The following is a 25,974-nucleotide window of genomic DNA, read 5'->3' as shown; positions in this document are numbered from 1 at the left end:
ATTTAAAGAGCACGGCCAAGCCAAACCACTTTACCAATAATAGATACATTACTGCTGGCGGCATCCCCATTTTCCAGTGGTACCGTGAACGGCTGATATTCCTGATTGGCACTGGTGATCAGCAAAGAATCAGGCAGGCGTTGAACGCGTTTGACAAAAGTCTCGTTGCCGATACGCAAGGCATACAGACCATCAGAAGCCTCGGTTTGGCTGTGATCTACCAAGATGGCATCTTTATCATTTAGCACGCCGACCATGCTGTCGCCTTTAACCATGACCACCGTCAGCGTGGAAAAATCAGATGTAATGTAGCTCTCTAGCCAATCGCGGCGGAAGGCGAGGCAGGATTTTGGCCGGTCGTTATCCACCCAAGCGCCTTGCCCAGCAGATACAGATACATCATAGAACGGGATAAAGACAAATTCATCAATATCGACAGCATTCCCATTTACATCTAATGGCTGAGTGCTGCCTATCCGGCTTATGCGCCTAGCTTCTTGAAGGCTTTTTACTATCTGATCAGTCTTCTCCAACTGTTCTTGCAGTATTCGCTGCCCTTCCTGCTCTAATTCGTCAGAAATACTTTGCTCTCCTTCTAAATAGGGAGCACCTTGCCCTGTGGCCAGCCATAACAAGTTCACTTGAGAGGCGTCAGCGATTTTGATCAGGTTGGTGGTGCTGGGCTCTGCACCCTCTTTAACCCATTTTGTGGCCGTTGGGTAGGCTACATCCACTCTTCTTGCTAGTTCGGAGACGCTACCAAGCCTCTTCACAACTATCTCCATGCGCTTCGCAAACTCAACGTTAAAGTTTTCCATACGAAGACTAACCTCAACCTATAAACAGCTATAACGTTAATCTTAGAATATTTTATTCTTTAAATCATAAATTTATAACCAAACCTAAGAAAATCTCATAAATTTTAAGTTTAACGCTATAAATTCTACTTGCTAATTTTAAGTTTAACGCTATAATACCTACATCTAGTCAATTCCCCAACTGACAAAAAATAGGTATTTAAGATGAAAAAAAATACAGCTCAAAAAGTAACACCGGAGCTTTTGGATTGGCACCGTGCAGACATCATCGCTGCGTTGAAAAAACGGGGTTGGTCAATTCGCGCACTGGCAGCACAAGCCAACGTGCATCCAACCACCCTTTATGGCGCCTTAGTCAAACCTTATCCCAAAAGCGAACGGGTCATTGCTGATGCGCTGGGCATGAAGCCAGAACAAATTTGGCCACAACGGTATGCGGCACGAAATTTCCAGCCTGTATTGCGCCGTGCGTGTAATGCATAAATGTATTGTACGGATAACAGGCTAAAAAATCACGAATTTAAATTCTCGATTGATAAATTTTTACCATGAGAACCATCAGACGACAGGCGAAAGCCACCTCTCTAGACCATGCGATTGAGCTGGCCAAACGGCATGCTAAGGAACAGCACCGTCCATCTAAAGTGATGGCCGACCTGATGGGGGTGGAGCTTAAAACCTATTACCGCTGGCTGTTGGATAACACTTTGCCACTCAATCGGATAGCCCAGTTTGAGGCGCTGACCGGCAGCCGCTTTATCAGCGAGTATTTGAGTGTGCTGCATGGCGACCGGGTGGTGATTGAAATCCCGCGTGGCCGCAAGGGCAAGGTGGCGGATATGGCACAAGTACAGAGCCAAACAGCCGAGGCTTTGGCGCTGTTGGCTAAATGGCACGAAGACGGCAGCGGTGTAGACGAGACCATTGCAGCTTTAACCAATGTGTTGGCTTTACTGGCCTATCAGCGCGAGAACGTGAAAAAGGCTGGCAATCCGGAATTGGATTTTGGGGATGAAAGCCATGAGTGAATATTTAAGTGCGGCTGAATTAGCGCAGCTCAGCATCCCCTCTCTGCCTAAAACCCCTAAAGGTATCTCCGATAAAGCTAAGCGCGAATATTGGCCGAGCCGCAGACGTGCACAACGCGGTGGCGGCGTGGAATACCAAGTGGCCGGACTACCTGAAACCATCCAAGCCGCGGTACGGGAGCGGCAGGCGGCGCAGTTACTGGCTCAATCACAGCCGGCGATGCTGCCGAGCGTGGCTAAGGCCAAGCGGCCGGTGGCGGTGCGGCGGATGGAGCAGTTGGGTTTACCGATTGACGACTATGCGATGGGCTTGAACGACAAGCAGCGCGACTGCGCCCATGCGCGGATGGCTCTGGCGGCGGAGGTATTGCGGCTGCATGAGGTAACCGGCTTTGGGATTACGGATGCGGTGCAGTTTGTGGTGCGGCAGGTGGAAAGTGGGCAGTTATCGGAATCGCTGGCTTATTTGGTGCCGGTGGCCAATGCCCGCGCCAACAACCAACGCGGCATCAGTGTGCGCACCCTGAAAGGCTGGGTAGCGGCCTACCGTGCCGCCACTTCGCCCAACGAGCGGCTGGCTGCCTTGGCACCGCGCCCGACCAAAAAAGAGACACCGGTGGTGCAGATTGCCTGGCTGGCCGACTTTATGGCGCACCACTGCCGCCCGAGCGCCCCGAAGTTGGCGCACAGCTATCAGGAATTTGCCAAAGGCTGGCTGGTTACCCAACCGGCCTACGAACTGCCGAGCTTGGATACGGTGCGGCGGGTGTGGAAAAAGCTGCCGCAGATTATGCAGCAGCGCGGGCGGATGACCGGTGCGGCCTACAAATCGCTGCTGCCCTATATCCGGCGCGACTGGCAGGCTTTACGGCCAAATGATGTGTGGATCGGCGACGGCCACAGCTTTAAAGCCAAGGTGCAGCACCCCATCCACGGGCAACCGTTTAAGCCCGAGGTGACTGTGATTATCGACGGCTGCACACGCATGGTGGTGGGGTTTAGCTTTTCGCTCGCCGAGAGCTGTGTGGCGGTGGCAGATGCGCTGCGTATCGGCATCAAGCACAACGGCGTGCCGCTGATGTACTACTCCGACAACGGCGGCGGCCAAACCGGCAAAACCATTGACCATGAAATCACCGGCTTAACCGCACGGCTGGGCATCCACCACGAAACCGGCCTGCCGGGCAACCCGCAGGGGCGCGGCATCATCGAAAGATGGTGGCAAGACAACCTGATCCGGCTGGCGGCGCAATACGAAACCTTTACCGGCTCCAGCATGGATCGGAGCACGCAAAACCTGCTCTACCGCAAGATGGACAGCGCGTTTAACGCATGGCGGCAGGGCAAGGAATTGACACCCGAACAGCAGCGCTACAAGGCCAAGCTGCCGAGCTGGCAGCAATTTATGGCGGATGTGATGCAGTGTATTGCAGATTACAACAACCGGCCACACAGCGAGCTGCCGAAAAACGCCGAGGGCGTGCACTACACCCCGCTGCAATACCGCGACCTGCGGATGCAGCAGGAAAACCTCGCCCCCGACCTGCTGGCCGAAGCGGAGCTGGACGTGCTGTTTAGGCCGCAGGAAGTGCGCAAGGCGGCACGCGGACAGATTGAGCTGTTTGGCAATGTGTATTTTTCGACCGAATTGGCCGAGCTGCACGGCGAAGACGTGCGGGTGGCCTACGACTACGACGATGCCGAGTGGGTGTATGTGTACAAGATGGACGGCAGCTTTGTGTGCAAAGCCAAGGTGGACGGCAACAAACGCGCAGCTATGCCGATTACGGTGCGCGACCAGCTGGCGGAAAAACGTGCCAAAGGTCGCATCAAACGCGCCGAAAACACCATCCGGCTGGCGAAAGAAGAAACCCGCCCGGCCATCGAGCACCAGCCCGATTTTGGCCTGCTGGTTGGCAATGGGAACTACGAACCCGTGCCGGCGAAAAAACCTCAGATTTTTATGTTTGAAAGCGACCGCGACGAATGGGAGCGGCAGCAAGCGAAGTAAAACAGGCAGCCTGCGGCAACAGGCTACCTGAAACCCTGAAACCCCTATTTAAAAGGATTTTAAAGATGAGCATCAGACAGGATTTACAAGACTATATCAGCGATAACGGCCTCTCGCAATCGGCGGTGGCGCGTGCCGTGGGCGTCACCTCGCCCGTGGTGAACCAATACCTGCACGGCAAATACCCGGGCAATGTGCAGGAAATCGAACGCAAGATTGCCGCCTATCTGCAAAAGCAGCGCGAGCGCGAAGCCGAAAGAAAGCTGGAGGTGGACTATGTGCTCACGACTACGGCCAAGCGGGTGCGCGATGTGCTGCGGTTGGCACATGTGGAAGGCGAAGCAGTGGTGCTGTTCGGACAGGCCGGCTTGGGCAAAACCAGCTCGCTGCGCGAATACTGCAAACAGGCACCCGACGCGCTGATGATTGAGACCGATCCGACCTATACCGCCAAAGTGCTACTGCAAAAGCTGGCCGCCATGCTTGGCGCAGAGGGCAAAGGCAGCCTGAACGAGCTGATGGATTCGGTGGTAGGCCGATTGCGAGACAGTGGCCGCATTATCTTGGTGGATGAAGCGGAAAACCTGCCGCTGCGGGCGCTGGAATGCCTGCGCCGCGTGCACGACAAAACCGGCTGCGGCTTGGTGTTGGCCGGGATGCCTAGGCTGCTGGTCAACCTGCGCGGCAAAAACGGCGAATTGAAACAGCTCTACAGCCGCATGGCCTTTAAGTTGGATTTGGGCGAGAGCGTGCCGGATGAAGACTTGGCGCAGATTGTGGCCCAAGCGATGCCGGATATGGATGAGGAGGCCGCCGCCGAGCTGGTGCGCACCGCCGCAGGCAACGCCCGCCGGCTAGACAAGATGCTGCGCGGTGTGGTGCGGCTTGCCCGGATTAACCGGCAGGAACCCTCCGTGGAAATGGTACGGCAGTTTGCCGAGATGTTGATTCACTAAGCAAAGAGGAGATGAAAAATGTGTGAATTTTGGACATGGTTTAACCAAGCTAATTTCGGCAGCGTGATAGGCGCGGCGCTCACTTTGGCCTTTGCCATTGCGATTGTGGGTTTCGGGGTGGGCTGGGCTATTGAGCTTGTACTCCGCGGCATCAAAGACGGGAGGAAATAATGTGGCAAGACAGCTTAAAACCGGCACTGCGGCGCTGGATGGTGGGCACACTGATTGCGCTGGCTTATGCCGCCATGACCGGCAGCTGCACCCCGCAGCCGGCAGCAAACAGGGTGCTGGTACAGACCGAGCCGGCAACCGACCGCATGGCCGCCCTGCAACAGCAGGCCGACCACGAAGCAACGCAATGGGAAGTGGCCTACAGCCGCATGAGCGACCAAGAACGGATGAGCGGCATCGTGTATGAGCCCATCACCGACAGGCTACCTGAAACCGAAAGGGTAAAACCATGATTAGGCGACCGATTAGACGGGGCTACAACTTGAGCGATGAGGAATTTAAGTTGCAATTGATGGAACGTCGGATATTGCAGCGCAAGGCGCGTCAGGCAGAACAAGCCGAACAGGCAGCAGCAAAACGGAAAAGGTATGGCGGATAAAGGCTACCTGAAAATGACCGAACCAACCTGCTACCGCTGCCGCCACTGGAAAACCAGCGAGCCGGGGAAAGACGAAGAGCCTAGGCCGACGCCGATGTTGAGGTTTGGCTTTGCGCCCTGCGCCAAAGGCGAAATCAGCCGCTATTGGTCACGCAAGGCTGTGGCTTGCAAACACTATCAAGCCATCGGCGCAGCGGCGCAAAAAAGGCGTGATGAGATGATGAAGAAGTTAGGAGCTTAGAAATGACACGGCAATTTAAATTTGGCGATAAGGTCAGGTGTTTTCCCACGCCGACATCTGTTGGCGTAGTGCTATCAGCAGTGGACGAATACGACTATGTAAACGTGATGTTTGATGACGCCCTTGAAGTGGAAGACTTCCCTGTTTCCGGGTTGGAGCTTATCCCCAACTCCGATACTGCCCGGCTCGATTGGATGATTCTGCGCGATTACCCCAGCGACATGAGCACCGAAGACAAGGCATTTACCCTGCAAGCCGAGCGCGAAAACATCGACACCTTTATCCGGCTGGATGCCGAGCAGCAAGGAGCGGCAGCATGAAAACCCGTTGCCCGTGCTGCGGCGCGGAAAACTCCCTCGATGCGCTGATTGCCCACGAACAGGCGCGGCAAAGCTTGTGGACGTTGGCCAATATCGGCGGGGCGATGACGCTGGGGTTAGTGAAATATCTCGGCCTGTTTCGCCCGAACAAGTCCGCGCTCTCTCAAGCTCGCATGGCTTCGTTGATGGCCGAACTGCTGCCGGACATCCAAGCCGGGCAGATTTACCGTAACGGCCAGTCCTACCCCGCCCCAGTGGCTGCCTGGGCTTATGCGTTTAACGAGGTGCTGTCCGCCCGCGACAGCGGCCGCCTGAAAACCCCGCTCAAATCCCACGGCTACCTGTACGAGATTATCGCCGGTTGGGCGGGCAATGTGGCATCGGTGCCGGTATCCATCAACGACGGCACCGCCACCCCGGCCATTATCGGCGGCAGCCGGCCACGGGGAAGCAAAGTGGTGGATGCCGTACAACAACTGGAGGAAATGAAAAATGAGCAAGCCACTGCCCAAGTTTGTCAGCGATGAGCTGCTGACCGGGCTGCAAAAACTGATGATGCTGCGGCTGGAAGGTGCGCCGCCCGCCGACGGCATCAAATTGACGGCCAGCGTATGGGTGGAGGCCATCGCCTCAGTGAATATCAGTTGGGCCGAACAGTTGGACAAAGGGCGAATCACCGCGGGATTTACCCGGTTATTTGCCGAAATCGAACGCTGGCCGACACCCAAAATGCTGATTAGGTGTCTGCCGCCGAGGCCGGAGCCGCCGAAGTTGGAGCACAAACGGCAACTCACACCGGAAGAAAAAGCCCGGGGACGGGAAAACCTGAAAAAACTGTATCAAATAATCGCTGAAATCTTTGAAAGGAAAAAGCAATGGTAGCGAAAAAGAAAACCCGCATTAAACAGGCCGCGCTGACGGCCGCCGTGCAGAGCCGCGTGGAAGCCTCGGCGCAAATCCGCCGCATCGGCGACTTGGCACGCGAAGTAAAACGCTTGGAAGCCGAGATGGGCGACAAGCAGGCGGCCATCGAGCAGGAATACAACGAGCTGGCCGACCCGCTGCGCGCCGAACTGGCCGAGCTCACCGGCGGTGTGCAGGCCTACTGCGAAGCCAACCGCGAAGAGCTGACCGAAGGCTACAAAACCAAGACCGTGGATTTTGTAACCGGCATCGTGAAATGGCGTGCCGACCCGCCCAGCGTGCGCGTAACCGGTGTGGCGGCGGTGTTGGCCTACCTGAAGGAAAAGACTGCGCTGGCGCGCTTTGTGCGGCTGAAAGAGGAAATCAATAAGGAGGCCATCCTCAACGAGGCCGAGCTGTTTGCCGACGGGCAGGTGCCGGGTATCAAAATCATGAGCGGGGTGGAAAAAATCGTGATCGAACCCAGCGACCCGGAATTAGCGGGGGTGTGAGATGGCTGTAATGCTGAATGAAGGCAAGTCCTGCGCCGATAAAGCAGGCAGAGAAATCAACTGCACCCTGAAAATTGATGTGTCCGACACCATCAATACTTACGGCTACCGCGCGCTGGAGTTGGCACAGCACTACTGTGCCACGGCTGAAGCCTACCGCCGAGAAGGCCGCTGGTGGTTTGCCTGGGCGGCTATATGGTTTGCCATCAGTGCCGCAATTTGGTTTGCTATGTAGGAGCTTGAAAAAATGAAGAAATATCTTTTAGTAGAAATGCCCGATTTTTCGGTTTGGCGCGTGCCCACCCAAATTATCGCCGATACCCGAACAGATTATTACGCCGAGCGCTGCGGCGAAGACCGCGAGAAGGTTAAAGCCGAAACCGAACAGCTGTTTACCGCGCATGAATACGAAATCGAAGACTGGGCAGCCAACAACATGGATTGGGACGAAGTGAAAGCCCATGCAGTGCAGGTTAAAGCCGGAGAGGTGGATTACCAAGAAGGCTGGATAAACGGCAACAAATGTGTAACCGACGATGAGGAGCAAAAAGATGTGGTTTAAGCAATGCCAAGCCTACAGGCTACCTGAAACCCCGGATGCGGCCGTTTTAGCCGCCGCATTGGACGAACACCGCTTTGCACCGCCCTGCGGGCTGGATTGGTTTACCGACGGTTTTGCCGTGCCGCAGCCGTTTGGTGACGAGCTGGTATTTGCCGCAGACAAAACTCTCGGCATCTCCCTGAAGCGCGAAGAACGGGTGCTGCCTGGTGCGGTCATCAAAACCGTCTTGGACGAAAAAATCGCCAAAATCGAAGCAGAGGAAGCCCGTAAAGTCGGCCGCAAGGAAAGGCAGGAGCTGAAAGAGCAGATTATTGACGAGCTGCTGCCGCGGGCCTTTACCCGCGCCAGCCGCACTGATGCAGTCTTAGTTGGCGGCTACTTGCTGATTAACCAAACCGGCAACAAAGCCGAAAACCTGTTGAGCCATCTGCGTGAAGCATTGGGTGGGCTGCGGGCACTGCCCACCTTTACCCGCCGCTCCGCATCCGAACTGATGACCCAATGGCTGCTGCGCGGCGAGGCCGACGGGCAGTTTGAGCTGGACGACTACGTGGCTTTGGTGGGCGCGGGCGATATGGGCGCGGAAATACGCATCAAGCGCGAAGACGTGACTGCCGAAGAGGTGGTGCAGCATGTGAAATGCGGCAAGCGCGTAGTCGAGCTTGGTTTGGTGTGGCGCGAGCGCGTGGTGTTGGTGCTGACGCAGGATTTGACCCTGAAACGCATCCGCTACCTAGACCACCTACAGGAGGATGCCCAGAGCCACGGCGACAGCGGCTCTGATTTGGCCGCCGCCTCGCAAATCATCGCCGGAAATGCGCTGGCTATGATACTGGATGAGTTGGCCGAATTGTTGGGCGGTTGGCAGGAGTAAAGACATGGCAAAAGTAATTATTACCATCGAAGACGTGGGAAATATGCTGGACATCGGATGTACCAGTGACGTACCTATGGTACGAGGCATATCTCAAAAGAATACCCCGGCACAGAATTATGCCGCCATAGCGATGATGACCATCAATGCCAACGCTCGCCTACGTGGTGAGGAAGTGCAGGGTGTTCCAGAGCTTAAGCAGTAAGCAGGCTACCTGAAAAATCGAAACCCGAGCGGCACGGTTTGCCGCAGTTTAAAACAGTTCAATAGGAGTTTAAATCATGAATAAACCGGATTTAATTAAGGCTATCGCCGAACACGGCAAGATGAGCCGCGCCGAAGCCGAAATTGCGCTGCTGGCGGTGCAGTATACCATCCGCGAGGCTTTAGCCAACGGCCGACGGGTGCCGCTAAACGGCTTCGGCGTATTTGAGGTAACCGAGACGGCGGCGCGCACCGGCCGCAATCCGAAAACCGGCGAGCCGGTGCAGGTGGCGGCCAAACGCAAGGTACGGTTTAAGCCAAGCGCGCAGCTCAAAGAGCTGGTGAATCAGTGATGCTCAATCCATGCCGCTGCATAGCGGCGGCATGAGTGGATCATTACAAGAGGCTACCTGAAAAATGCAGGCCAATCTGAACAAACTGAAAGCCAAAATCCACATTGGCAAAGCGCAACTGGGCTTGGACGACGACACCTACCGCGCCCTGCTGCACCGTGAAACGGGCAAAAGCTCCTGCGCCAAGATGACCCTGCGCGAGCTGGAAGCAGTGCTCGCGGCCATGCAGCGGCAGGGTTTTGCCGCCAGCCGCCCGATGGGGCGCCGCCCCAGCCCGCGCCGCTCGGCCTCCAAGATGATCGGCAAGGTGGAAGCGCTGCTGCTGGATAACGGCCTGACTTGGGCTTATGCGCACGGGATGGCCAAACGGATGTTTGGCGTGGACCAAGTGCATTGGCTGCCGGATGATAAATTGCACAAACTGGTGGCGGCCTTGCAGATTTATGCCAACCGCCGGAAAGGGGAAAATAATGTCGTTTGAACACTACGATGAAACGGATTTTGATGCGGTGCGCCACCTGCTGCCGGACAGCGTAATGGAGATGGTGGGGCTGATTGGCGCCGAGCCGACGCTTGCGCTGCTGCGCGCCTACGGCGGCACCACCTTCCCGGTGTCCTGCAATGTGAAGCGTGCCGGGCAGGCTACGCACGCTGCCTTGGCGGAAGTGGTGGGCGAACAGGCGGCAGACAAGCTGTGCCGCGCCTTCGGCCAACGCCAGCGGCTGTGGCTGCCGAAATGCGAACGGGCAGTGCGAGAGCTGCTGCACCGTAAAATCCGCCGCCAGTTTGACGAGCTGGTGAGCCGCGATAACATGACCGCGTTTTGGGCGGTGCAGAATTTGGCGCAATGCCACCACCTTACCGACCGCACGGTGTGGGACATCCTCAAAAAGACCGACAATGCCCCGCCGCCGGAGAGCCGGCAAATCTCGCTGCTTTAACCGTGTGAGCCGCCTCAAGCATTTTCAGGTAGCCTGCCGTTGGACAATAACCCCAGTGTAACCACTGGGGTTTTTATCATGTTTATTACCATTACAGCCGGACATTCCAACACCGACCCGGGTGCCGTGAACGGCAGCGACCGCGAGGCGGACATCGCGCAGGATATGCGCAATATCGTGGCCTCTATCCTGCGCACCGATTACGGCTTGGAGGTTAAAACCGACGGCGAGGGCAAGGGCAATATGCCGTTGCGCGAGGCGGTGAAACTGATTAAGGGCAGCCGTTTGGCGGTGGAATTTCACACCAATGCCGCCGCAAAGAAAGAGGCGACGGGCATTGAGGCGCTCTCCATTCTGAAAAACAAGGCAGCCTGCCAGCGTATATGCGCGGCGGTGGCCGCTGCCAGTGGTTGGAAACTGCGCGGCGAGGGCGGCTACAAGCCCGACAACGCCGGGCAGCACAGCCGTTTGGCCTATGCGCAGGCGGGCGGCATTATCTTAGAGCCGTTTTTTATCAGCAACGATGCCGACCTTGCGCAGTGGAAGCAGACCAAATGGCGCATCTGCCGCGCGGTGGCCGAAGCGATTGCGGCGGAGGTGGCGGCATGAGCCTGAAGAAAACATTGGTGGCTTTGGCTTTGGGCAGCCTGCCAAAGCACACCCACCCGCACCTGCCGCCACGGCGCGATGTGTGGATGGATCAGCCGCTGCCGAACTGGAAGTGCAGCGGCGTGGCAGCGGCCAAACGGGCGGCCAAGCGGCGCAGAAAGGCGAAACGATGAATAAGTTTGGCACTTGGCTGGCCGGTAACTTTACCAACCCGGCTACAGGGCAGGCCAGCCACACCAAAATCTGGACCAATATCGCCTATGCGGTCATGACCTATAAGTTTGTGATGGCTCCTGAGCCCGTGGAGTGGATGTGGTGGGCTTATGGCGGCATTGTGGGCGGTTTTGCCTTGGTGCGGCGCGGCTTATCGGTTATCCCGCAGCTGGCGGCCATCAAACAGGAAACGGAGCGCGAAAATGATGTGGATGCCCCTACTGAGTAAGCTGCTGCCCGCAGGCAGCCTGTGGAAAAAGCTGCTGCCGCTGCTGCTGGCTCTGGCTGTGGCGGCCACCTGCTACCGCGCAGGCTACCTGAACCGCGACGGCAAAGCCAAAACCGAGATGGCCGCCGTGGCCGCCGCACACCAACAGGCACAGCTGGAGGCGGAACGCGCCTACAGCGCCAAACTGGCCGAAGTAGCGGCGGAGCGGCAGAAATGGGTTGATTTTGCCCAAAGCCAATCCGTGAAGCTGGCCGAAGCCAACCGCCGCCTAGACAGTCAAACCACCCATATCAAACAGGAGATACCCCATGCGATTGCACGCGACAACAGTGCTGGCGGCTGCCATAGCGGCCTTGGCGCTGACAGCTTGCGGCTCTACCGCCAAGCCTTCGGTTACAGCGTCGATTAAAATGGTGGAGCGGCCGACCTTGCCGCCCGCTCCGGCGGAACTGCTGGCGGATTACGAACGCCCCGCGCCGCCCGCTTCGGGTAGCCCGGAAGCCCTGCTCAACCATGCCGCCGAGTACGGATTGTGGTGCGGCAAGCGTGATGCTCAGGCATCCGGCTGGCAGCAGTGGTACCGCAACGGACAGGGGGCGCATCGTGAGTAAATACCGCGAACTGGTACAGCGCCGCTTGTCGGTATGTCATGCCGGCATGGAGATGCGGCTTGCCCGTGCCCGCGAGCAGGAGCCGTTTGTACTGGCAGTGGAGCGCAAATTGTCGGTAGGCGGATGGGACTACCGTATGGGCATGACTCTGAATTTCGGCGTGGTGTTTACCGTGCTGCCATGCCGCCTCCCGTTCAAAGAGCAGTATCAAGCCGTCAAGGCCGCCCTAGCCGAATGCGGCGACGTGGAGTTTGATGTGCAGGACAAGCGACCGTGCCTGCATGTGAGCAGCCGCACCGATGAGGGCATCGATTGCTGCGTGGTATTTGACGGAGACGATGATGGCCGCTGAATTTTTAACCATCGATTATGTGTTTCAGGGCGCCATCGGCATCGTGATGACAGTGCTGTGGCGCTACATCGGCAAGGTGGACGGCAAGTTTGATTCCGTGCAAGCCGAGAATCACGCTTTGCGCGAACGCCTGCACGAGGTGGAGAAAGTCTATCAAACCAAAGCCGAAGCCCGAGAATACAAGGGTGAAGTGCTGGAGTTGTTGCGGGAAATCAAGAGCGACCTCAAAGAGGTTAGCGATAAATTAAACGAAAAGGCCGACAAAAAATGAGTAAACCCTACCAAGACCCGGTTGTGGAAATGCTGCGCGAAATCAGCGCCAAGCAGGATGTAACCATTGCCAAACAGGAAGCGATGGACAAACGGCTGGCCGAAATACAGGCCGATTGCCAGCGCATCGCCCGTACTAATGGCGGCTTGGCCGGCGCGGTATCCGGCGCGGTGAGCGGCGGCGTGGTGGCCACCGGCATTGCCTTTATCCGCGCTAAATTCGGCTTTTAATTTGGATTGATTGACTATGGCTCACCCGAAAGAAACCCGCGACCGCCTGCGCCAGCTGTATGTATCCGGCAATCAAACGCTGGAGACGGCGGCGATGATGTGCGGCACCACGCAGGCCACCGCGCGGCGCTGGCGCGAACAGGCGCGCGAGCGCGGCGACGATTGGGACAAAATGCGTGCCGCCTACACGCTGGCCGGCGGTAGCATCGAGGAGCTGGGGCGGGCAACGATGGCCGGCTTCTTGCAACAATACAGCTCGACCATGGAACTGCTGCAACAGGACGGCGACCTAGGCCCGGCGGCAAAGGTCAAGCTGTTGGCCAGTTTGGCCGATGCCTATAACAAGACCGTGGCGGCTAATGCCAGAATCCTGCCGGAAACCAGCAAGCTGGCCACCGCGCTGGAAGTGGTGGAATTGCTGGTGCAGTTTGTATCGGAAAAACACCCCAAACAGCTGGGGGCACTGGCAGAGGTGCTGGAGCCGTTTGGGGCGGAGGTGGAGAAGAGGTTTGGTTAGAAAGGTAATGTACTAAATTTGCCATCTGGATGTTTACGGGCAGAGCCAATAGTGACTAGCAAATTTAGATGATCGGTTAATTTCTCAAGTGATACATCATAGCCAGCTTGAGCAAGCAATTCCTTTATTTCTGAAGGGGTGTATTCTGCTTCAGCCAAGATTTCGGAGAGTACGATACCAAGATTCATCATCATTTCCTGTTAATTTATGATTGATTGAATAAAGGTTACTACGGTAGCAGCAGGAATCTGTTCAATTGCCTTTTCTGCTAATTTTGCTAAAAAAGCATCTCCAAATTTGCCTGATATGGTTTTTATTAATTTGTTCTTATCTTCATTCGGAAGATTAGCCTGTTCGATTTTGTCAGCCAATAGTTGCTGTATGGTGTCGCTGTGTAGTTTGACTGTAATTACCCCAAGAGAGGCAGAGAGTCCTCCATCTGGCTCAAGATAATCAATACCTTTGGGTGTAATTTCGACTAGGGCATAAATAGGAACTGTAGAGTTTATGTCTTTCGAAGAAATTAGACTATGGTCATACAGATATTTGATGTTCTGAAGAAGTTTTTCAGTAGTCACATTAATAGATGCTTCATCTGGCCAAATTTCTTTTACTAGCTCAGGAATAGAAATTGGCTCGAGGTAGCTATTCTGCAAAATTAAAAGTATCTGTTTCTGTAAATCTTTATCCATCCAACTCATTATTGTACCTCCATGAAAAATAAAGAGTTTCTAAAATCCCTCTCTGCTATCGCCGACCAACTGCGGCGCACCATCGAGGCGGAAGTGGTAGGCTTTGAATCGACCCCGGCGGCCATCGCGGAGCGCCGGGCCAAAGTATTCGACCCGCTAAGTGGCTTCGAATACTTTGTTTATACCTACTTCCCGCATTATGTGCACACGGCGGACAAATCTCAACTGCACGAGTTTTTGTTTACGAGGCTACCTGAAATCCTGCGCGAGCCGAAGGGTGTGCCGGAAGCGACAGGCGCGCCGCGCGGCGAGGGTAAATCCACGCTGGTGACCCAGCTGTTTACCCTGTATTGCATCGTAACCGCGCAGAAGCATTACTGCGTAATCGTGATGGACAGTATCGACCAAGCCTACCCGATGCTCGAGGCGATTAAGGCCGAGCTGGCTTATAACCCGCGCTTACTGACCGACTTCCCGGAGGCGGCGGGCGCAGGGCGGGTGTGGCAGGCGGGTACGATTGTGACTGCCAACGACATCAAAGTGCAGGTGGCGGGCTCGGGTAAAAAACTGCGCGGCCTGCGACACGGCCCTTACCGCCCGGATTTAACTATCTTGGACGATATCGAGAACGACGAGCAGGTGCGCAGCCCGGAGCAGCGCAAAAAGCTCAACGACTGGCTGGACAAAACCATTCTGCCTTTGGGCGGCGTGGGCATGAAATACGATGTGATTTACATCGGCACCATCCTGCACTACGACAGCGTGCTGGCGCGCACTTTAAACAACCCGTTTTGGCACCGTAAAAAATTTCAGGCTATGATCCGCTGGCCGGACAATATGGCGCTGTGGGAGCAGTGGGAAGAGCTGTACCGCAACGAGGGCGAAGCAATGGCGTTGGCGTTTTACCGCGCCCACCGCGCGGAAATGGAAGCCGGCGCGGTTACCAGTTGGGCGGCGCGCGGGGTGCTGGAGCTGATGACCATCCGCGCCCGCGTGGGGCATGCGGCGTTTGATTCAGAGTACCAAAACGACCCGGTATCCGGCGATGCCGCGCCGTTTGCCAACAGCCTGCATTTTTGGGTGCAGCGCGATAGCGAGTGGCTGTTTTTCGGCGCCTGCGACCCGAGTTTGGGCAAGGCCGGTGCCAGCCGCGACCCGTCGGCGCTGCTGGTGGGCGGATTTAACAAGCGTACCGGTGTGCTGGATGTGGTGGAGGCGCAGATTAAAAAACGCCTGCCCGACCGCATCATTGAGGACATCATCGCCCTGCAACGGCAATACCATTGCCTGCTGTGGGGCATCGAGACGGTACAGTTCCAAGAGTTTTTAAAAACAGAGCTGGTGAAACGCGGCGCGGCGGCTGGCGTACCGATTCCGGCACGCGGCATCAAGCCGGTGGCGGATAAGCTGTTAAGGATTGAGAGCCTGCAACCGCATATGGCCAACGGCCTCATCCGCTTGCATGCCAGCCAAAGCACGCTGATCCAGCAGCTGCGGCATTTTCCGATGGCCGACCATGACGACGGCCCAGATGCGCTGCATATGCTGTGGATGCTGGCACAAAGCGGCTTCGGCGCGATTGACTACACCGCCGTGCCGCGCCACAACGACAGCAACGGGGTGCTGACTTTCGGCAGCGGTGCTTGGTAACAACCCGCTGAGGCGGCTCAAACGGTTTCAGACGGCCTTACATCTGACAATAGCGGCAAGATTAACTGCATCTTGCCGCTTAATTATGTCTATCAAATCCCGTTTTACCGCCGTTTTATCCGCTATTACAGGCAACACTGAGCCTGCGCCGAAAGCACCGCGCAAGGGCGAGCAGACCGCGCAGCTGGCTAAAGCCCGCGGCACCATCGGCGAGCATCCGAGCAAGGGGCTGACGCCACAAAAGCTGCACCAGATTTTAGAAGGGGCGGAAGATGGCGACATCACGGCGCAGTCGGAATTGTTTGCCGATATGGAGGAAAAAGACGGCCACATCTTTGCCGAGATGAGCAAGCGCAAACGCGCTTTGACCGGCTTGGATTGGCGGGTATCCGCTCCGAAAAATGCCGATGAGGCCGGGCGGCAGCTGGCGGAAGAGGTGGCGGGCTGGCTCTACGGCCTGCCAGACTTTGAGGCGCTGCTGTTTGACCTGTTGGATGCGCTCGGCCACGGCTTCGCCGCGGTGGAAATCAGCTGGCAGCAGGTGGACGGCTTATGGCTGCCGGCCAAGTTTACCCACCGCCCGCAGGGTTGGTTTACCCTGAAACACAACCAGCTCAAACTGCTGGGCGTGAACGGGCAGGAGCCGCAGGACTTGTGGCCGCTGGGCTGGATTGTGCACCGCCATCAGGCGCGCAGCGGCTTCTTGGCGCGCGGCGGGCTGATGCGCTCGCTGGCGTGGCCGTATCTGTTTAAAAATTATTCGGTGCGCGACTTGGCCGAGTTTTTGGAAATTTACGGCCTGCCGGTGCGGCTCGGGAAATACCCGGCCGGCGCATCGGACAAAGAAAAAACCACCCTGCTTAACGCGCTGGTGGGCATCGGCCACAATGCGGCCGGCATCATCCCGGAAACCATGATGCTGGAACTGTTGGACGCGGCCAGCGGCAGCGGCGACACCTTTATGAGCATGGTGGACTGGTGCGAGCGCACCCAATCCAAAATCATCTTGGGCGGCACGCTGACCACGCAGGCAGACGGCAAAACCAGCACCAACGCGCTGGGGCAAATCCACAACGAGGTGCGGCATGACTTGCTGGCATCTGATGCTAAGCAGCTGGCGGCCACGCTGACCCGGCAGCTGATTGCGCCGCTGCTGTATCTCAACAAGGGCATCACCGACCCGGCCAACATCCCCTATTTTGAGTTTGACACCCGCCAGCCGGAAGACATGAAGCTGTATGCCGAGGCGCTGCCCGAATTGGTGCAGCTCGGCATGAAAATCCCGCTGGAATGGGCGCACGAAAAGCTGGCCATCCCGCAGGCGGCCGACGACCAAGACATGCTGGCCATACGTGGTGCCCAGCCGGAACTACGGCAGGCGCAGGCCAGCCGCTACCGGCAGGTAGCCTTGTCGCGGCAGGGCGAAATCATCTATCCCGACCAGCTGGCGTTGGACGACGGTATTGCAGGCTACCTGAAAAATACTGATCTGCCCGCACTGCTTGAACCGCTGATTAAGCAACTCGGCCAAGCCATCGCCGAAGGCGGCAGCTACGAGGATGCGGCGGCACGCCTGCTGGCGGCCTACCCGCAATTGGACACCGCACAGCTGCAAGAGGCGCTGGGGCGCGTGCTGTTTGTGGCGGACTTGTGGGGGCAGATCGGTGGGCGCTAATCAAGTGGATTTGGCCTATGCCTTCGGCCTGCCGCCGGAGCGTGCCATCCGTTATTTTGAGACTTTGGGCTACACGGTGCCGACCGATTGGCCGCAACGGATGCAACAAGCAGCGGCCAAGGCACAGACCATCGCCGGCATCTACCGGCAGGATGTGGTAGCCGACATCCACCGCGCACTGGGCGAATCGGCGGCCAAGGGCACGCCGTTTGCCAAATTTAGGGATGCGGTGGAGCGGCAGCTGACGGCTAAGGGGCTGCATCTGGATCAGGCAGGCGATATGGTGGATGCCGCCACCGGCGAGCTGCTGGGCAAAGGCATCACGCCGCAGCGCTTGGAGGTGATTTACCGCACCAATATGCAAAATGCGTATATGGCCGGACGTTGGCAGGAGCTGCAAGACAACCGTGCCGCCATGCCTTATCTGCAATACACCGCCGTTATGGACAACCGCACCCGCCCGCTGCACCGTGAGCTGCACGGGCAGGTGTACCACATCGACGACCCATTTTGGGATACCTTTTACCCGCCCAACGGCTTTAACTGCCGCTGCGCGGTAACCGCCTACAGCGCGGCCGATTTGACCCGGCGCGGGCTGGAAGTGGCCGACAGCGAGGGGCGGCTGGAAGAGGTGTACCGCGTGGTGAACAAAGCGGGCGACACCGAATCGACCCGCGCCATCCGTTTGGCCGACGGCCGCTCCTTTATGGCCGACCGCGGCTTTGACGGCAACGTGGGTAAGCGGCACTTGGCGCAGCTGGGGCAGTTGCAGATGCAACGGGCGGTGGATTTGCCGCCGCGGTTGGCGAGTATGTCGGTGGGCGAGGCGCTGAAACAGCCGGCCTTTTTTAAGGCGTTGTCGGATGAGTTTATCAGGCGCTTTGATTTTTTGGCCGCCGGCGGCCACGGCAGCAACCGCATAATGCATGTGGGCGTATTGCACACCGAGCTGCTGGATGCGCTGGCCGCCCACAACATCATGCCTCAGTCGGCTGTTATCAGTATGGGGGATGCGGACATTACCCATGCCTTGCGCGACAGCAAGGCGGCAAGCGGTCGGGCTTTGGATGCAGCCATTATCCGGCGTGTACCGGAGCTGCTGCTGAAGCCGGACTCGGTGTATGTGCAAACCAATGCCAAAAATCCGACATTATGGTTTATTTATGAGACCGAGCAGGGCAAATTGGTATTGTTGGTGGATAAGCCGGAGAGAAAGAGCAAAGAGATGATGAATATTGTGCGAACCGGCGGCAGGATCACGAATTGGAAAGAAGCATTGAACCAGCATACACTGGTTTGGGGGAAAGCCCCGGCAGGAATGAAGTAAAACAGGCAGGGGCGTCGGGATTCGAACCCGCATAATATGGGGAAACCATAACCTTTACCAGTTGGAAACTACCCCTGCCTATTTGTGAATTACAGTATAGCTATGATCGAAATCGAAATCAAGACGTTAGAGTTGCAGCAAAACATCAGCCGCGCAGCGCAGGGCTTGGAGCAGCGCGGCAGCCTGATGCGCCTGATTGCCGGCAGGCTGCATCAGGCGGTGGATGAAAACTTTAACAGCCAAGGCCGCCCGGCTTGGGCGGGGCTGAAGCTAGGCAGCCAGCTCTCCCGTGCCGGGGCGCTGACCAAACGCGGGCAGGTATCGCAGGCGCGGTTTGACAAGCATGTGCGCAACCACAAGATCCTGCAAAACACCGGCCGCCTGCGCAACAGCATCACCGAGGCCAGCGACAACGATAGCGCGCGGGTAGGCACCAATGTGGCCTATGCCGCCATCCACAACTTCGGCGGGCAAACTGCCGCACACATGATTTATCCGCGCCACAAAAAGGCGCTGGCATGGGCAACGGGGGCGTATCCGGTAAAAAGCGTGAAGCACCCCGGCAGCCGCATTCCGGCACGCCCGTTTATGCAGCTCACACCGCAAGACGAGCACGAGCTGGTGGAGACGGTGAGCGACTATTTGGCCTCTGTCTGCGGCCTACCGAAAGGCAGTTAAACGACACCCCGCCCAAAATCGCGCCAAACGGCGTTTAAACGGCTTGGGTATAGTTTGGTATATCCCCGTGCCCGACCCCCGCTAAAAAACGCGCTTTATAGCCTCTTTATAGCTATCACACCGCAGCCGCCCCGTCGGCTGTTTCATCCGCGCCAAAACCAAGTGAGGCGCTTCAAAGATTTTTCCCCCAATTCCGGCTGCACAATGCGGCCATGAACAAACATACCCCTCCCCCGTTTTTACTGGCTGCCTGTTCCGTCCCGGTGGACGGTACGGCGCAGCGCATCCAGCTTATTCCCGCCGGCGAGTTTCGCGCCAACGACGGCCGCCCGGCTGATGCGCCGTTTTGGCGTTTGAGCCCGCAGCGTGCCGCCGTCTTGGTGGCCGAGCTCAATGCGCGGCCGGTGCGGCTGATGGTGGACTACGAGCATCAAACCCTGTTTACCGCGCAAAACGGACAGCCCAACCCGGCATCGGGCTGGCTCTCCGGTTTTGAATGGGTCGACGGCAAGGGGCTGTATGCCGAGGTGCAGTGGACGGCCGCGGCCAAGCAGCGAATTGCCGGCGGCGAATACCGCTATATCTCGCCGGTGTTCCAGTACACGCCTGCGGGCGACATCCTTAGCCTGTTGCCGCCAGCGCTCACCAACACTCCGGCACTTGACCAACTCGACCCGGTGGCCTTGGCTGCCGCCTCCCGATTACTTAACCCCCTCCAACCCTCTCAAAAGGAAGAAGCAATGAACGAAGCACAAAAGCTGATGCTGTCGCTGCTCGGGCTGCCTGAAACCGCCAGCGAGGTGGAGCAGCTGGCCGCGATGCAGCAAATCCAAAGCAGCACCGACGGCAAAAAGCTGGCCGAAGCCTTGGCCGCCGCCAAAGAGGCAGCCAAGCCGGAAAACAAACCGGCCGAGCCGAACCCGCCCGCCGCCCCTGCCGCACCGGCAGACCAGCCGGCCAATGACGAGACCGGCGCACCCAATACCGCTGCCGCCTCGCAACAGGTGCCGCTGTCGGCACTGCAAGGCTTGCAACGACAAGTGGCCGCCCTGAGCCAGCAGCTGGCTGCGCACGAGGCGGAAAAAACCGCACAACTGATTACCGCCGCCCTCTCCGACGGCCGACTGCTGCCGGCACAAAAAGCATGGGCGGAAGGCTTGGGCAAAACCAACCCGCAGGCACTGGCCGAATTTTTGGCCACGGCGCAGCCTTTGGCTGCCCTAAGTGCCACGCAGACCGGCGGCATCCCGCCTGCTGCCGCGGAAAAAGGCCTGACTGCCGACGAGGCAAAGGTGGCGGAGATGCTGGGCATCACTGCCGAAGACTATGCAAAACAGAAATAGGAGTAATCCCCGATGATTATCACCCCGGATTTGATTAAAGCCTTGTTTACCGGCTTTAAAAAGAACTATCAGGACGGCCTGCAAATGGCTAAGAGCCAATACCCGGAAATTGCCACCGTGGTGCCGTCTTCCACCGCCTCCAACACCTACGGCTGGCTCGGACAGGCGCCGGCATTGCGCGAATGGGTGGGAGACCGTGTGTTCAACGACATGAAGGCACACGCTTACGCGATTGCCAATAAGCATTTTGAGAGCTCCATCAAAGTCAGCCGCAACGATATTGAAGACGACAACATCGGCATTTATGCGCCGCTGGTAACCGAGCTGGGTCGTGCCGCTGCCGTGTTTGCCGACGAATTGGTGTTCGGCCTGTTGAAAAAAGGCAACACCACCCTGTGTTACGACGGCCAAAACTTTTTTGACACCGACCACCCGGTGTTTGAAAAAGTGGACGGCACCGGCAACAAAACCTTGGTTAAAAACCTGTTTACCGCCACCGGCGGCACGCAGGGCACGCCGTGGTATCTGCTGGATACCAGCCGCGCCATCAAACCGATGATCTTCCAGCAACGCAAGCCGATGAAGCTCAGTGCGATGACCAAAGACGATGACGAAGGCGTGTTTATGCGCAACGAGTACCGCTACGGCGTGGACGGCCGCTGCAATGCCGGCTTCGGCTTCTGGCAGATGGCCAGCATGAGCACCGAGGAGCTGACCCCGGACAACTTTGCCAAGGTATTTAACGCGATGGCTAGTCAAAAAGGCGACGGCGGCCGCCCGCTCGACATCCGCCCGACTGTGTTGCTGGTGCCCAGCACTATGGAAGATTTGGCCAATTCGATTGTCAAACCCGACAAATACGAAAACGGCAAATTCAACCCGCACCACAACAAGGTCAAAGTCGTGGCCAGCCCGTGGCTGTTGTAACCCCTTTTGCGGCGGCTTTAACCGGTTTAAAGCCGCCGTTTTGGAGCAGATAAATGGCAAAAAACAAACCCCAAGACGATGCAGCGCAAAAGCCGCTGCAAGATACGCCGGACAATCCGCCCGAGCAGCAAGAAGCGCAAGGCGGCCAAACCGAGCAGCAGCCGGAGGCGCAGGACAACCTGCCCGAAAACCAGCCGGAACAGCAGCAAGACCCCGACACCCCGCCTGAAGCCACGCAGCCTGAAACCGCGCCGGTTGAACAGCAGCCGGAACAGGATGCCGTTGTGCAGCCCACCGCCGATGCAGGCAGGCTACCTGAAAAACCAACCGAACCGCCTGCCGCCGATGCAGTGGCCGTGCGCTCACGCACCGAGCGCTTTTTCCGCTGCGGCTTGGAATTTGTGCGCCATGAATGGCGTACGGTACAGCGCAGCGAATTGAGCGATGCAGATTGGCAGCGCCTGTTGGCCGAGCCGCATCTTGAAATCCGCCCGGCCGATGCGCCGGACGATAACGGGGACGTGCCGCAATGATTAGCTATGCCACGCTCGACGAACTGTGCCTGCGCTACGGCGACAACACCGTGTTGCAGCTCACCGACTTAGAGCGACGCGGCCAAATCAATGCCGACATTGCGCAGCAGGCGCTATTGGACGCTACCGCCGAAATCGACGGCTACCTGAACCGTTATACGCGGCCGTTTCCGCAGATCCCGCGGTTATTGACGGTGTACTGCTGCGACATCGCCATCTACCGCTTGGCCACCGGTATGCGCCAAGGCAACGATGACATGGACACCCGCTACAAAAACGCCATCGACTACCTCAAGCAGGTGGCGCGCGGCACGGCCACCATCAGCGGGCTGCCTGAAAACGGCCAGCTCGGCACCGGCGACACCGTGATGTTTAACAAGCCGCAGCAAAAGGTATTCGGCCGTGATCGCCCTTATTGAGGCTGCCATCGTGCAGCGCCTGCGCCAAGGCTTGGGCAAGCTGGTTACCGGCGTGCACAGCTACGGCGGCGAGCTGGACGACGAGGGGCTGTATCAGGTGGTGCAGCAGTTGCCGGCCGCTTGGGTGACTTTTGCCGGCATCGACAAAACCGAAGCCGTGAAAACCAGCCGCACCAAGCACAAGGCCGAAGCCAAGTTTGTGGTGATGGTGGCCGCCCGCTCCCTACGGAGCGAGGAAGCCAGCCGCGCCGGCGGTATCGGCCACTGGGAAATTGGCAGCTACCAGCTGATTTACGCGGTGCGCCGCCTGCTGGCCAATCAGGATTTGGGTTTGGCCATCGACAAGCTGCAACCACGCGCGGTACGCACCCTGTTTAACGGCAGGATGGAGCGGCAGGAAGCCATGAGCGTGTATGCCTGCGAATTTGCCACCCATTGGATCGAGGAGGCGTTGGACAACGGCCGCTGGCCTGCGTACCGCCGCCCCCTGCGCCGGCAGCCCGCCATCCCCGCCGCACCGACCAAATCTTTGTGACCTATCAGGCGGCCACCAGCCCGCCATACCCCGAACTGAAAGGCGCGAACCTGCATGTGCACGCGCCGCCCGACAACCCCACCCCCGCCATCGAGGCGGAAGTTAAAACAGGAGAGACACCATGAGTATCTTGGTAAAAGCCGCCGCCGGCCTGAAAGTGCCGAAGGAAGGCGAGCCGCACCGCTATATCGACGAGCATCAGGCCGTCGCCGTGGAGGAGAGCGCCTACTATCTGCGCTGCCTCGAGTGCGGCGACTTGGTGCGCGAATCCGAGGCCGAATCCGAGCCTGATCCCAAACCCGCCAAAGGAGGCAAATAATGGCCAGCGCCAACATCAGTTTTGACAAAATCCCGGCATCTACGCGCAAACCCGGCGTGTACGCCGAATGGAACCTCAAACGCGCCATGCGCAACCTGCCCACCAATCGGCAGCGCGTGCTGTTGATTGCCCAGCACACCACCGACTTGGGCGCAGTATCCGCCCTGACGGATGTGTATTCCGCCGCCGAAGTGGCCGAGCGCTACGGTGCGGGCAGTCAGGCACATTTGATGGCCGATGCCGCCATTAAAGCCTATGCCAATGCCGCCCTGAGCATCATCACGCTGGCCGACAACAGCGCCGGCGTGGCCGCCGCAGGCAAAATCACCATTACCGGCAACGCCACCACGCAGGGTGTGCTGCGCGTGGGCATCGGCAATGCCGATGTGCTGATGGTGGCCGTGGCCGCCGGCGACAGCGCCGATACCGTCGGCAAAGCCGTCAAGGCTGCAATTGCCGCCCAGCCCGGCCTGCCCGTATCTGCCGCCGAAGCCGCCGGCGTGGTGACCATCACTGCGAAAAACAAAGGCACCGAGGGCAATGCCATCCGCCTGTTGGCGGCCTGTACCGCCGCCGGTATCAGCACCACGGTAACCGCGATGGCGGGCGGCGACGCCAACCCCGATATCCAGCCCGCACTCACCGCCGTGATTGCCGACGGCCACGACATCATCGCCTGTGGCATCAGCGACGAGGCCAACCTGCTCAAACTGCGCGCCCACCTTGAAAAAGTCGGCGCGCCCACAGAAAAACGCTGGGCGATTGGTGTGTACGGCCACAGCGGCACATTGGCCACCGCCACCACCTTGGCCGGCAAACTCAACAACGGCTTTATGCTCTGCGCTTGGTATCGCGGCACGCCCAGCCTGCCGTGCGAACTGGCGGCAGCTTTTGCCTCCGTGATGGCGAGTGAAGAAGATCCCGCCCGCCCGTTGAACACGCTGGCCTTGGAAGGCATCGGCCTGTGCGACAGCAAAGACAAAACCATGCGTACCGAGCAGGAAAACGCGCTCTACAACGGCGTGGCACCGGTGGAAACCAGCCCGGACGGCAGCCGGGCGCAGATTGTGCGGGCGATTACCACCTACACCAAAACCGCCAACGGCACCACCGACGAGAGCCTGCTGGACGTAACCACCGTGCGCACCCTGATTTACGTGAGCAAAGCCTGCATCCAGCGCGTGGCCTTGCGCTTCCCGCGCGAAAAACTCTCCGACAAGACCCCGGCGCGGGTGCGCAGCGAGCTTATCGACGTGCTGATGCGCTGCGAGGAGCTGGAGATTTTGGAGCAGGTGGAAGCCAACCTGCCCAACCTCATCGTGGAGAGGGACAAGCAAAACGTGAACATGCTGGACGTGCGCATCCCGTCCGACGTAGTGAACGGCCTGCACGTGGTCGGCATGGTGGTAGACCTCTATTTATAGGAGCATAAAACATGAGTACCGAATACATCGGCAGCGTAACCCTCTATCTCGACGCCGCGGAGGTGGAAATCACCAAAATCGACGTCAAAGACAGCACCGGCCGCAAGCCCGTGAAAACCATGAACCGCAGCCGCCGCACCAAAGGCTTCACCCGCGGCGTGGGCCAATACGACATCACCGCCACCGCCGTGATGCCTACCGACGGCACCGCCATCAACTGGGGCAGCATCGAGGACGCCAAAATCTCACTGGTGCCCGACGTGCCCGGCGCGAAACCCACCAGCTATCTCGGCTTTTGCGTGACCGAGGTGGGCGAAAGCTACACGGTGGACAACGAGATGGTGATCGACATCACCGGCTTTGCCATCCGCAAGGTGTTGGAGTAAAGGCTACCTGAAAATGGTAAAATCAAGCCCTGTCATGAATCGGCAGGGCTTTATTTATGGAGAAGGGAAAATGAGAAAACTATTGTACGGCGTGCTTATCGCCCTCGGGCTGGCTGCCTGCGGAAAGCAGGAGCAGCAGGCGCCGGCGGTGTCTGAACCGGCTTCGGAAGCACAGGTGCAAAGCAGCTATTGCCCGCCGCCGTTGGGCATGACGGCTGAAACTTTATTGGAAAACATAGATGCCGGGCTGAAAAGTACAGGCGCATCAGCACGGGTAATCAACAAAGAGATTGTCCAAAACGAATGTGGCCATGATGTAATGATGGTAACCGATTTTGGTGGGGTTATTATTAAGATTGACGATAACCAAAATGTCTTATCTTTGGCTGCTGGGTATGAAATGACCGGCAATACTGTGAAAGATGTTGCTCACGCTTTGCCGGCAATACAGGTGATGACCTCGCCGTATGGCCGTGCCAAATTAGGTGAGCTGGCCATTGGGCAAGATTTGCTGAAAGCACTGCCTGAAGTTTTGAATGCCGCCGCCAGACAACAAGGCGAAGCCACTCAAGATATTATTCGTGATGGCTACAAATACAGCATCACGGTAGAAAACCGGAATGTGGCTTTTGTAGTGAGGAAAGCAGAATAGCGACCCCTCTGAAACGTCTCAACTACTTCCCCCTAAGCCTTTAAACGAC

Annotated in this window: 43 protein-coding genes; 40 read left to right on the top strand and 3 right to left on the bottom strand. The window is 57.8% G+C overall.

The features are described from left to right. Nucleotides 1-2 precede the first annotated feature (2 nt). Entirely contained in the window at nucleotides 3-818 is an 816-nt protein-coding gene (locus EZJ17_RS03910; RefSeq protein WP_067527399.1) for a S24 family peptidase, read from the bottom strand. Nucleotides 819-1,022: 204 nt separating this feature from the next. On the opposite strand from EZJ17_RS03910, the gene EZJ17_RS03905 reads away from it, so the two are divergent. The 26 genes from EZJ17_RS03905 (at nucleotide 1,023) to EZJ17_RS03785 (ending at nucleotide 13,365) form a co-directional block, all read left to right on the top strand. After that, on the top strand, nucleotides 1,023-1,301 hold the full coding sequence (locus EZJ17_RS03905) for a helix-turn-helix domain-containing protein (RefSeq protein WP_067527397.1): 279 nt from the start codon (nucleotides 1,023-1,025) through the stop codon (nucleotides 1,299-1,301). Nucleotides 1,302-1,366: 65 nt separating this feature from the next. Next, a complete protein-coding gene (locus EZJ17_RS03900) occupies nucleotides 1,367-1,846 on the top strand; it encodes a hypothetical protein (protein WP_067527395.1) in 480 nt (159 codons plus the stop codon). Next, a complete protein-coding gene (locus EZJ17_RS03895) occupies nucleotides 1,839-3,857 on the top strand; it encodes a Mu transposase C-terminal domain-containing protein (protein WP_167508170.1) in 2,019 nt (672 codons plus the stop codon). Before EZJ17_RS03900 ends, EZJ17_RS03895 begins: the two co-directional genes overlap by 8 nt. Nucleotides 3,858-3,922: 65 nt before the next feature. Next, nucleotides 3,923-4,813, top strand: a complete 891-nt coding sequence (locus EZJ17_RS03890; protein ID WP_064105028.1) for an AAA family ATPase — start codon at nucleotides 3,923-3,925, stop codon at nucleotides 4,811-4,813. Between the two features lie 18 nt (nucleotides 4,814-4,831). Next, nucleotides 4,832-4,984, top strand: coding sequence for a hypothetical protein (locus EZJ17_RS10270; protein WP_153716906.1), 153 nt, complete (start codon nucleotides 4,832-4,834; stop codon nucleotides 4,982-4,984). After that, on the top strand, nucleotides 4,984-5,277 hold the full coding sequence (locus tag EZJ17_RS03885) for a hypothetical protein (RefSeq protein ID WP_151086211.1): 294 nt from the start codon (nucleotides 4,984-4,986) through the stop codon (nucleotides 5,275-5,277). The genes EZJ17_RS10270 and EZJ17_RS03885 overlap by 1 nt, the downstream gene beginning before the upstream one ends. 159 nt (nucleotides 5,278-5,436) lie before the next feature. Next, the gene (locus tag EZJ17_RS03880; RefSeq protein WP_151086208.1) at nucleotides 5,437-5,664 is read left to right on the top strand and encodes a hypothetical protein; all 228 of its coding nucleotides are present in this window, start codon (nucleotides 5,437-5,439) and stop codon (nucleotides 5,662-5,664) included. Between the two features lie 2 nt (nucleotides 5,665-5,666). Next, nucleotides 5,667-5,984 (top strand): hypothetical protein, encoded by a 318-nt coding sequence (locus EZJ17_RS03875; protein ID WP_151086205.1) that lies wholly within the window; start codon nucleotides 5,667-5,669, stop codon nucleotides 5,982-5,984. Further along, nucleotides 5,981-6,511, top strand: coding sequence for a hypothetical protein (locus tag EZJ17_RS03870; protein WP_151086203.1), 531 nt, complete (start codon nucleotides 5,981-5,983; stop codon nucleotides 6,509-6,511). Before EZJ17_RS03875 ends, EZJ17_RS03870 begins: the two co-directional genes overlap by 4 nt. Next, nucleotides 6,477-6,866, top strand: a complete 390-nt coding sequence (locus EZJ17_RS03865) for a hypothetical protein (RefSeq protein WP_151086200.1) — start codon at nucleotides 6,477-6,479, stop codon at nucleotides 6,864-6,866. The genes EZJ17_RS03870 and EZJ17_RS03865 overlap by 35 nt, the downstream gene beginning before the upstream one ends. Then, nucleotides 6,860-7,399, top strand: a complete 540-nt coding sequence (locus tag EZJ17_RS03860; RefSeq protein WP_064105034.1) for a host-nuclease inhibitor Gam family protein — start codon at nucleotides 6,860-6,862, stop codon at nucleotides 7,397-7,399. The genes EZJ17_RS03865 and EZJ17_RS03860 overlap by 7 nt, the downstream gene beginning before the upstream one ends. Nucleotide 7,400: 1 nt before the next feature. After that, nucleotides 7,401-7,634: a hypothetical protein gene (locus EZJ17_RS03855; protein ID WP_151086198.1), complete on the top strand. Its 234-nt coding sequence runs from the start codon at nucleotides 7,401-7,403 to the stop codon at nucleotides 7,632-7,634. A gap of 12 nt (nucleotides 7,635-7,646) precedes the next feature. Next, nucleotides 7,647-7,961, top strand: coding sequence for a hypothetical protein (locus EZJ17_RS03850; protein ID WP_151086195.1), 315 nt, complete (start codon nucleotides 7,647-7,649; stop codon nucleotides 7,959-7,961). Continuing rightward, nucleotides 7,951-8,835 (top strand): recombination-associated protein RdgC, encoded by an 885-nt coding sequence (locus EZJ17_RS03845; RefSeq protein WP_151086193.1) that lies wholly within the window; start codon nucleotides 7,951-7,953, stop codon nucleotides 8,833-8,835. Before EZJ17_RS03850 ends, EZJ17_RS03845 begins: the two co-directional genes overlap by 11 nt. A gap of 4 nt (nucleotides 8,836-8,839) precedes the next feature. Further along, nucleotides 8,840-9,040, top strand: a complete 201-nt coding sequence (locus EZJ17_RS03840) for a hypothetical protein (RefSeq protein WP_151086190.1) — start codon at nucleotides 8,840-8,842, stop codon at nucleotides 9,038-9,040. Between the two features lie 76 nt (nucleotides 9,041-9,116). Next, on the top strand, nucleotides 9,117-9,392 hold the full coding sequence (locus EZJ17_RS03835) for an HU family DNA-binding protein (protein ID WP_151086188.1): 276 nt from the start codon (nucleotides 9,117-9,119) through the stop codon (nucleotides 9,390-9,392). Between the two features lie 64 nt (nucleotides 9,393-9,456). Beyond that, on the top strand, nucleotides 9,457-9,873 hold the full coding sequence (locus tag EZJ17_RS03830; RefSeq protein WP_151086186.1) for a gp16 family protein: 417 nt from the start codon (nucleotides 9,457-9,459) through the stop codon (nucleotides 9,871-9,873). Next, the gene (locus EZJ17_RS03825) at nucleotides 9,863-10,333 is read left to right on the top strand and encodes a Mor transcription activator family protein (protein WP_067525833.1); all 471 of its coding nucleotides are present in this window, start codon (nucleotides 9,863-9,865) and stop codon (nucleotides 10,331-10,333) included. The genes EZJ17_RS03830 and EZJ17_RS03825 overlap by 11 nt, the downstream gene beginning before the upstream one ends. Before the next feature lie 78 nt (nucleotides 10,334-10,411). Beyond that, nucleotides 10,412-10,942 (top strand): N-acetylmuramoyl-L-alanine amidase, encoded by a 531-nt coding sequence (locus EZJ17_RS03820; RefSeq protein WP_151086182.1) that lies wholly within the window; start codon nucleotides 10,412-10,414, stop codon nucleotides 10,940-10,942. Nucleotides 10,943-11,024: 82 nt separating this feature from the next. Beyond that, a complete protein-coding gene (locus tag EZJ17_RS03815; RefSeq protein ID WP_240746212.1) occupies nucleotides 11,025-11,384 on the top strand; it encodes a hypothetical protein in 360 nt (119 codons plus the stop codon). Further along, nucleotides 11,359-11,793 carry a hypothetical protein gene (locus EZJ17_RS03810; RefSeq protein WP_151086179.1) on the top strand — a complete coding sequence of 145 codons (435 nt, stop codon included), beginning with the start codon at nucleotides 11,359-11,361 and terminating at the stop codon, nucleotides 11,791-11,793. The genes EZJ17_RS03815 and EZJ17_RS03810 overlap by 26 nt, the downstream gene beginning before the upstream one ends. A 1-nt stretch (nucleotide 11,794) precedes the next feature. Further along, on the top strand, nucleotides 11,795-11,995 hold the full coding sequence (locus tag EZJ17_RS03805; protein ID WP_167508169.1) for a hypothetical protein: 201 nt from the start codon (nucleotides 11,795-11,797) through the stop codon (nucleotides 11,993-11,995). Further along, on the top strand, nucleotides 11,988-12,347 hold the full coding sequence (locus tag EZJ17_RS03800; RefSeq protein ID WP_151086177.1) for a hypothetical protein: 360 nt from the start codon (nucleotides 11,988-11,990) through the stop codon (nucleotides 12,345-12,347). The genes EZJ17_RS03805 and EZJ17_RS03800 overlap by 8 nt, the downstream gene beginning before the upstream one ends. Continuing rightward, nucleotides 12,334-12,618, top strand: a complete 285-nt coding sequence (locus EZJ17_RS03795) for a hypothetical protein (RefSeq protein WP_151086175.1) — start codon at nucleotides 12,334-12,336, stop codon at nucleotides 12,616-12,618. The genes EZJ17_RS03800 and EZJ17_RS03795 overlap by 14 nt, the downstream gene beginning before the upstream one ends. Next, nucleotides 12,615-12,848 carry a hypothetical protein gene (locus EZJ17_RS03790; RefSeq protein ID WP_151086172.1) on the top strand — a complete coding sequence of 78 codons (234 nt, stop codon included), beginning with the start codon at nucleotides 12,615-12,617 and terminating at the stop codon, nucleotides 12,846-12,848. Before EZJ17_RS03795 ends, EZJ17_RS03790 begins: the two co-directional genes overlap by 4 nt. 16 nt (nucleotides 12,849-12,864) lie before the next feature. Continuing rightward, nucleotides 12,865-13,365: a DUF1804 family protein gene (locus EZJ17_RS03785; RefSeq protein ID WP_151086170.1), complete on the top strand. Its 501-nt coding sequence runs from the start codon at nucleotides 12,865-12,867 to the stop codon at nucleotides 13,363-13,365. On the opposite strand, the gene EZJ17_RS03780 is transcribed toward EZJ17_RS03785, so the two are convergent. Then, nucleotides 13,362-13,559, bottom strand: a complete 198-nt coding sequence (locus EZJ17_RS03780; protein WP_151086168.1) for a hypothetical protein — start codon at nucleotides 13,557-13,559, stop codon at nucleotides 13,362-13,364. The two genes, EZJ17_RS03785 and EZJ17_RS03780, sit on opposite strands and share 4 nt — an antisense overlap. Nucleotides 13,560-13,565: 6 nt before the next feature. Then, nucleotides 13,566-14,066: a hypothetical protein gene (locus EZJ17_RS03775; protein WP_151086166.1), complete on the bottom strand. Its 501-nt coding sequence runs from the start codon at nucleotides 14,064-14,066 to the stop codon at nucleotides 13,566-13,568. 12 nt (nucleotides 14,067-14,078) lie between these two features. Between EZJ17_RS03775 and terL the strand changes: the two genes are divergently transcribed. The 14 genes from terL to EZJ17_RS03710 all read left to right on the top strand — a co-directional run bounded on the left by terL (nucleotide 14,079) and on the right by EZJ17_RS03710 (nucleotide 25,925). Next, nucleotides 14,079-15,707 carry a phage terminase large subunit gene (gene terL / locus EZJ17_RS03770; protein WP_167508166.1) on the top strand — a complete coding sequence of 543 codons (1,629 nt, stop codon included), beginning with the start codon at nucleotides 14,079-14,081 and terminating at the stop codon, nucleotides 15,705-15,707. A gap of 91 nt (nucleotides 15,708-15,798) precedes the next feature. After that, a complete protein-coding gene (locus EZJ17_RS03765; protein WP_428840653.1) occupies nucleotides 15,799-17,382 on the top strand; it encodes a DUF935 domain-containing protein in 1,584 nt (527 codons plus the stop codon). Then, a complete protein-coding gene (locus EZJ17_RS03760; RefSeq protein WP_151086161.1) occupies nucleotides 17,372-18,709 on the top strand; it encodes a phage head morphogenesis protein in 1,338 nt (445 codons plus the stop codon). The genes EZJ17_RS03765 and EZJ17_RS03760 overlap by 11 nt, the downstream gene beginning before the upstream one ends. A 102-nt stretch (nucleotides 18,710-18,811) precedes the next feature. Continuing rightward, nucleotides 18,812-19,387: a phage virion morphogenesis protein gene (locus EZJ17_RS03755; RefSeq protein ID WP_064089155.1), complete on the top strand. Its 576-nt coding sequence runs from the start codon at nucleotides 18,812-18,814 to the stop codon at nucleotides 19,385-19,387. Nucleotides 19,388-19,599: 212 nt separating this feature from the next. Next, the gene (locus EZJ17_RS03750; RefSeq protein WP_151086159.1) at nucleotides 19,600-20,730 is read left to right on the top strand and encodes a phage protease; all 1,131 of its coding nucleotides are present in this window, start codon (nucleotides 19,600-19,602) and stop codon (nucleotides 20,728-20,730) included. A gap of 12 nt (nucleotides 20,731-20,742) precedes the next feature. Beyond that, on the top strand, nucleotides 20,743-21,657 hold the full coding sequence (locus tag EZJ17_RS03745; RefSeq protein WP_064089153.1) for a Mu-like prophage major head subunit gpT family protein: 915 nt from the start codon (nucleotides 20,743-20,745) through the stop codon (nucleotides 21,655-21,657). 53 nt (nucleotides 21,658-21,710) lie between these two features. Further along, the gene (locus EZJ17_RS03740; RefSeq protein WP_151086157.1) at nucleotides 21,711-22,190 is read left to right on the top strand and encodes a hypothetical protein; all 480 of its coding nucleotides are present in this window, start codon (nucleotides 21,711-21,713) and stop codon (nucleotides 22,188-22,190) included. Next, on the top strand, nucleotides 22,187-22,609 hold the full coding sequence (locus EZJ17_RS03735; protein ID WP_231112895.1) for a gp436 family protein: 423 nt from the start codon (nucleotides 22,187-22,189) through the stop codon (nucleotides 22,607-22,609). Before EZJ17_RS03740 ends, EZJ17_RS03735 begins: the two co-directional genes overlap by 4 nt. Continuing rightward, nucleotides 22,593-23,144, top strand: a complete 552-nt coding sequence (locus tag EZJ17_RS03730) for a DUF1834 family protein (RefSeq protein ID WP_151086154.1) — start codon at nucleotides 22,593-22,595, stop codon at nucleotides 23,142-23,144. The genes EZJ17_RS03735 and EZJ17_RS03730 overlap by 17 nt, the downstream gene beginning before the upstream one ends. Next, on the top strand, nucleotides 23,141-23,269 hold the full coding sequence (locus EZJ17_RS10770; protein WP_282958259.1) for a hypothetical protein: 129 nt from the start codon (nucleotides 23,141-23,143) through the stop codon (nucleotides 23,267-23,269). The genes EZJ17_RS03730 and EZJ17_RS10770 overlap by 4 nt, the downstream gene beginning before the upstream one ends. Continuing rightward, a complete protein-coding gene (locus EZJ17_RS03725; RefSeq protein ID WP_064105057.1) occupies nucleotides 23,266-23,463 on the top strand; it encodes a DUF2635 domain-containing protein in 198 nt (65 codons plus the stop codon). The genes EZJ17_RS10770 and EZJ17_RS03725 overlap by 4 nt, the downstream gene beginning before the upstream one ends. After that, complete coding sequence (locus tag EZJ17_RS03720) at nucleotides 23,463-24,887, top strand: phage tail sheath subtilisin-like domain-containing protein (protein ID WP_151086152.1); 1,425 nt, start codon at nucleotides 23,463-23,465, stop codon at nucleotides 24,885-24,887. Before EZJ17_RS03725 ends, EZJ17_RS03720 begins: the two co-directional genes overlap by 1 nt. An 11-nt stretch (nucleotides 24,888-24,898) precedes the next feature. Next, entirely contained in the window at nucleotides 24,899-25,273 is a 375-nt protein-coding gene (locus EZJ17_RS03715; protein ID WP_049249282.1) for a phage tail protein, read from the top strand. Nucleotides 25,274-25,286: 13 nt separating this feature from the next. Continuing rightward, nucleotides 25,287-25,925: a hypothetical protein gene (locus EZJ17_RS03710; RefSeq protein ID WP_151086149.1), complete on the top strand. Its 639-nt coding sequence runs from the start codon at nucleotides 25,287-25,289 to the stop codon at nucleotides 25,923-25,925. Nucleotides 25,926-25,974 lie beyond the last annotated feature (49 nt).

It is taken from the genome of Eikenella exigua (genome assembly GCF_008805035.1).
Classification (GTDB): Bacteria; Pseudomonadota; Gammaproteobacteria; order Burkholderiales; family Neisseriaceae; genus Eikenella; species Eikenella exigua.
The sequence above is the reverse complement of the archived record's forward strand: the minus strand, read 5'-3'. Positions and strand labels throughout refer to the sequence as shown.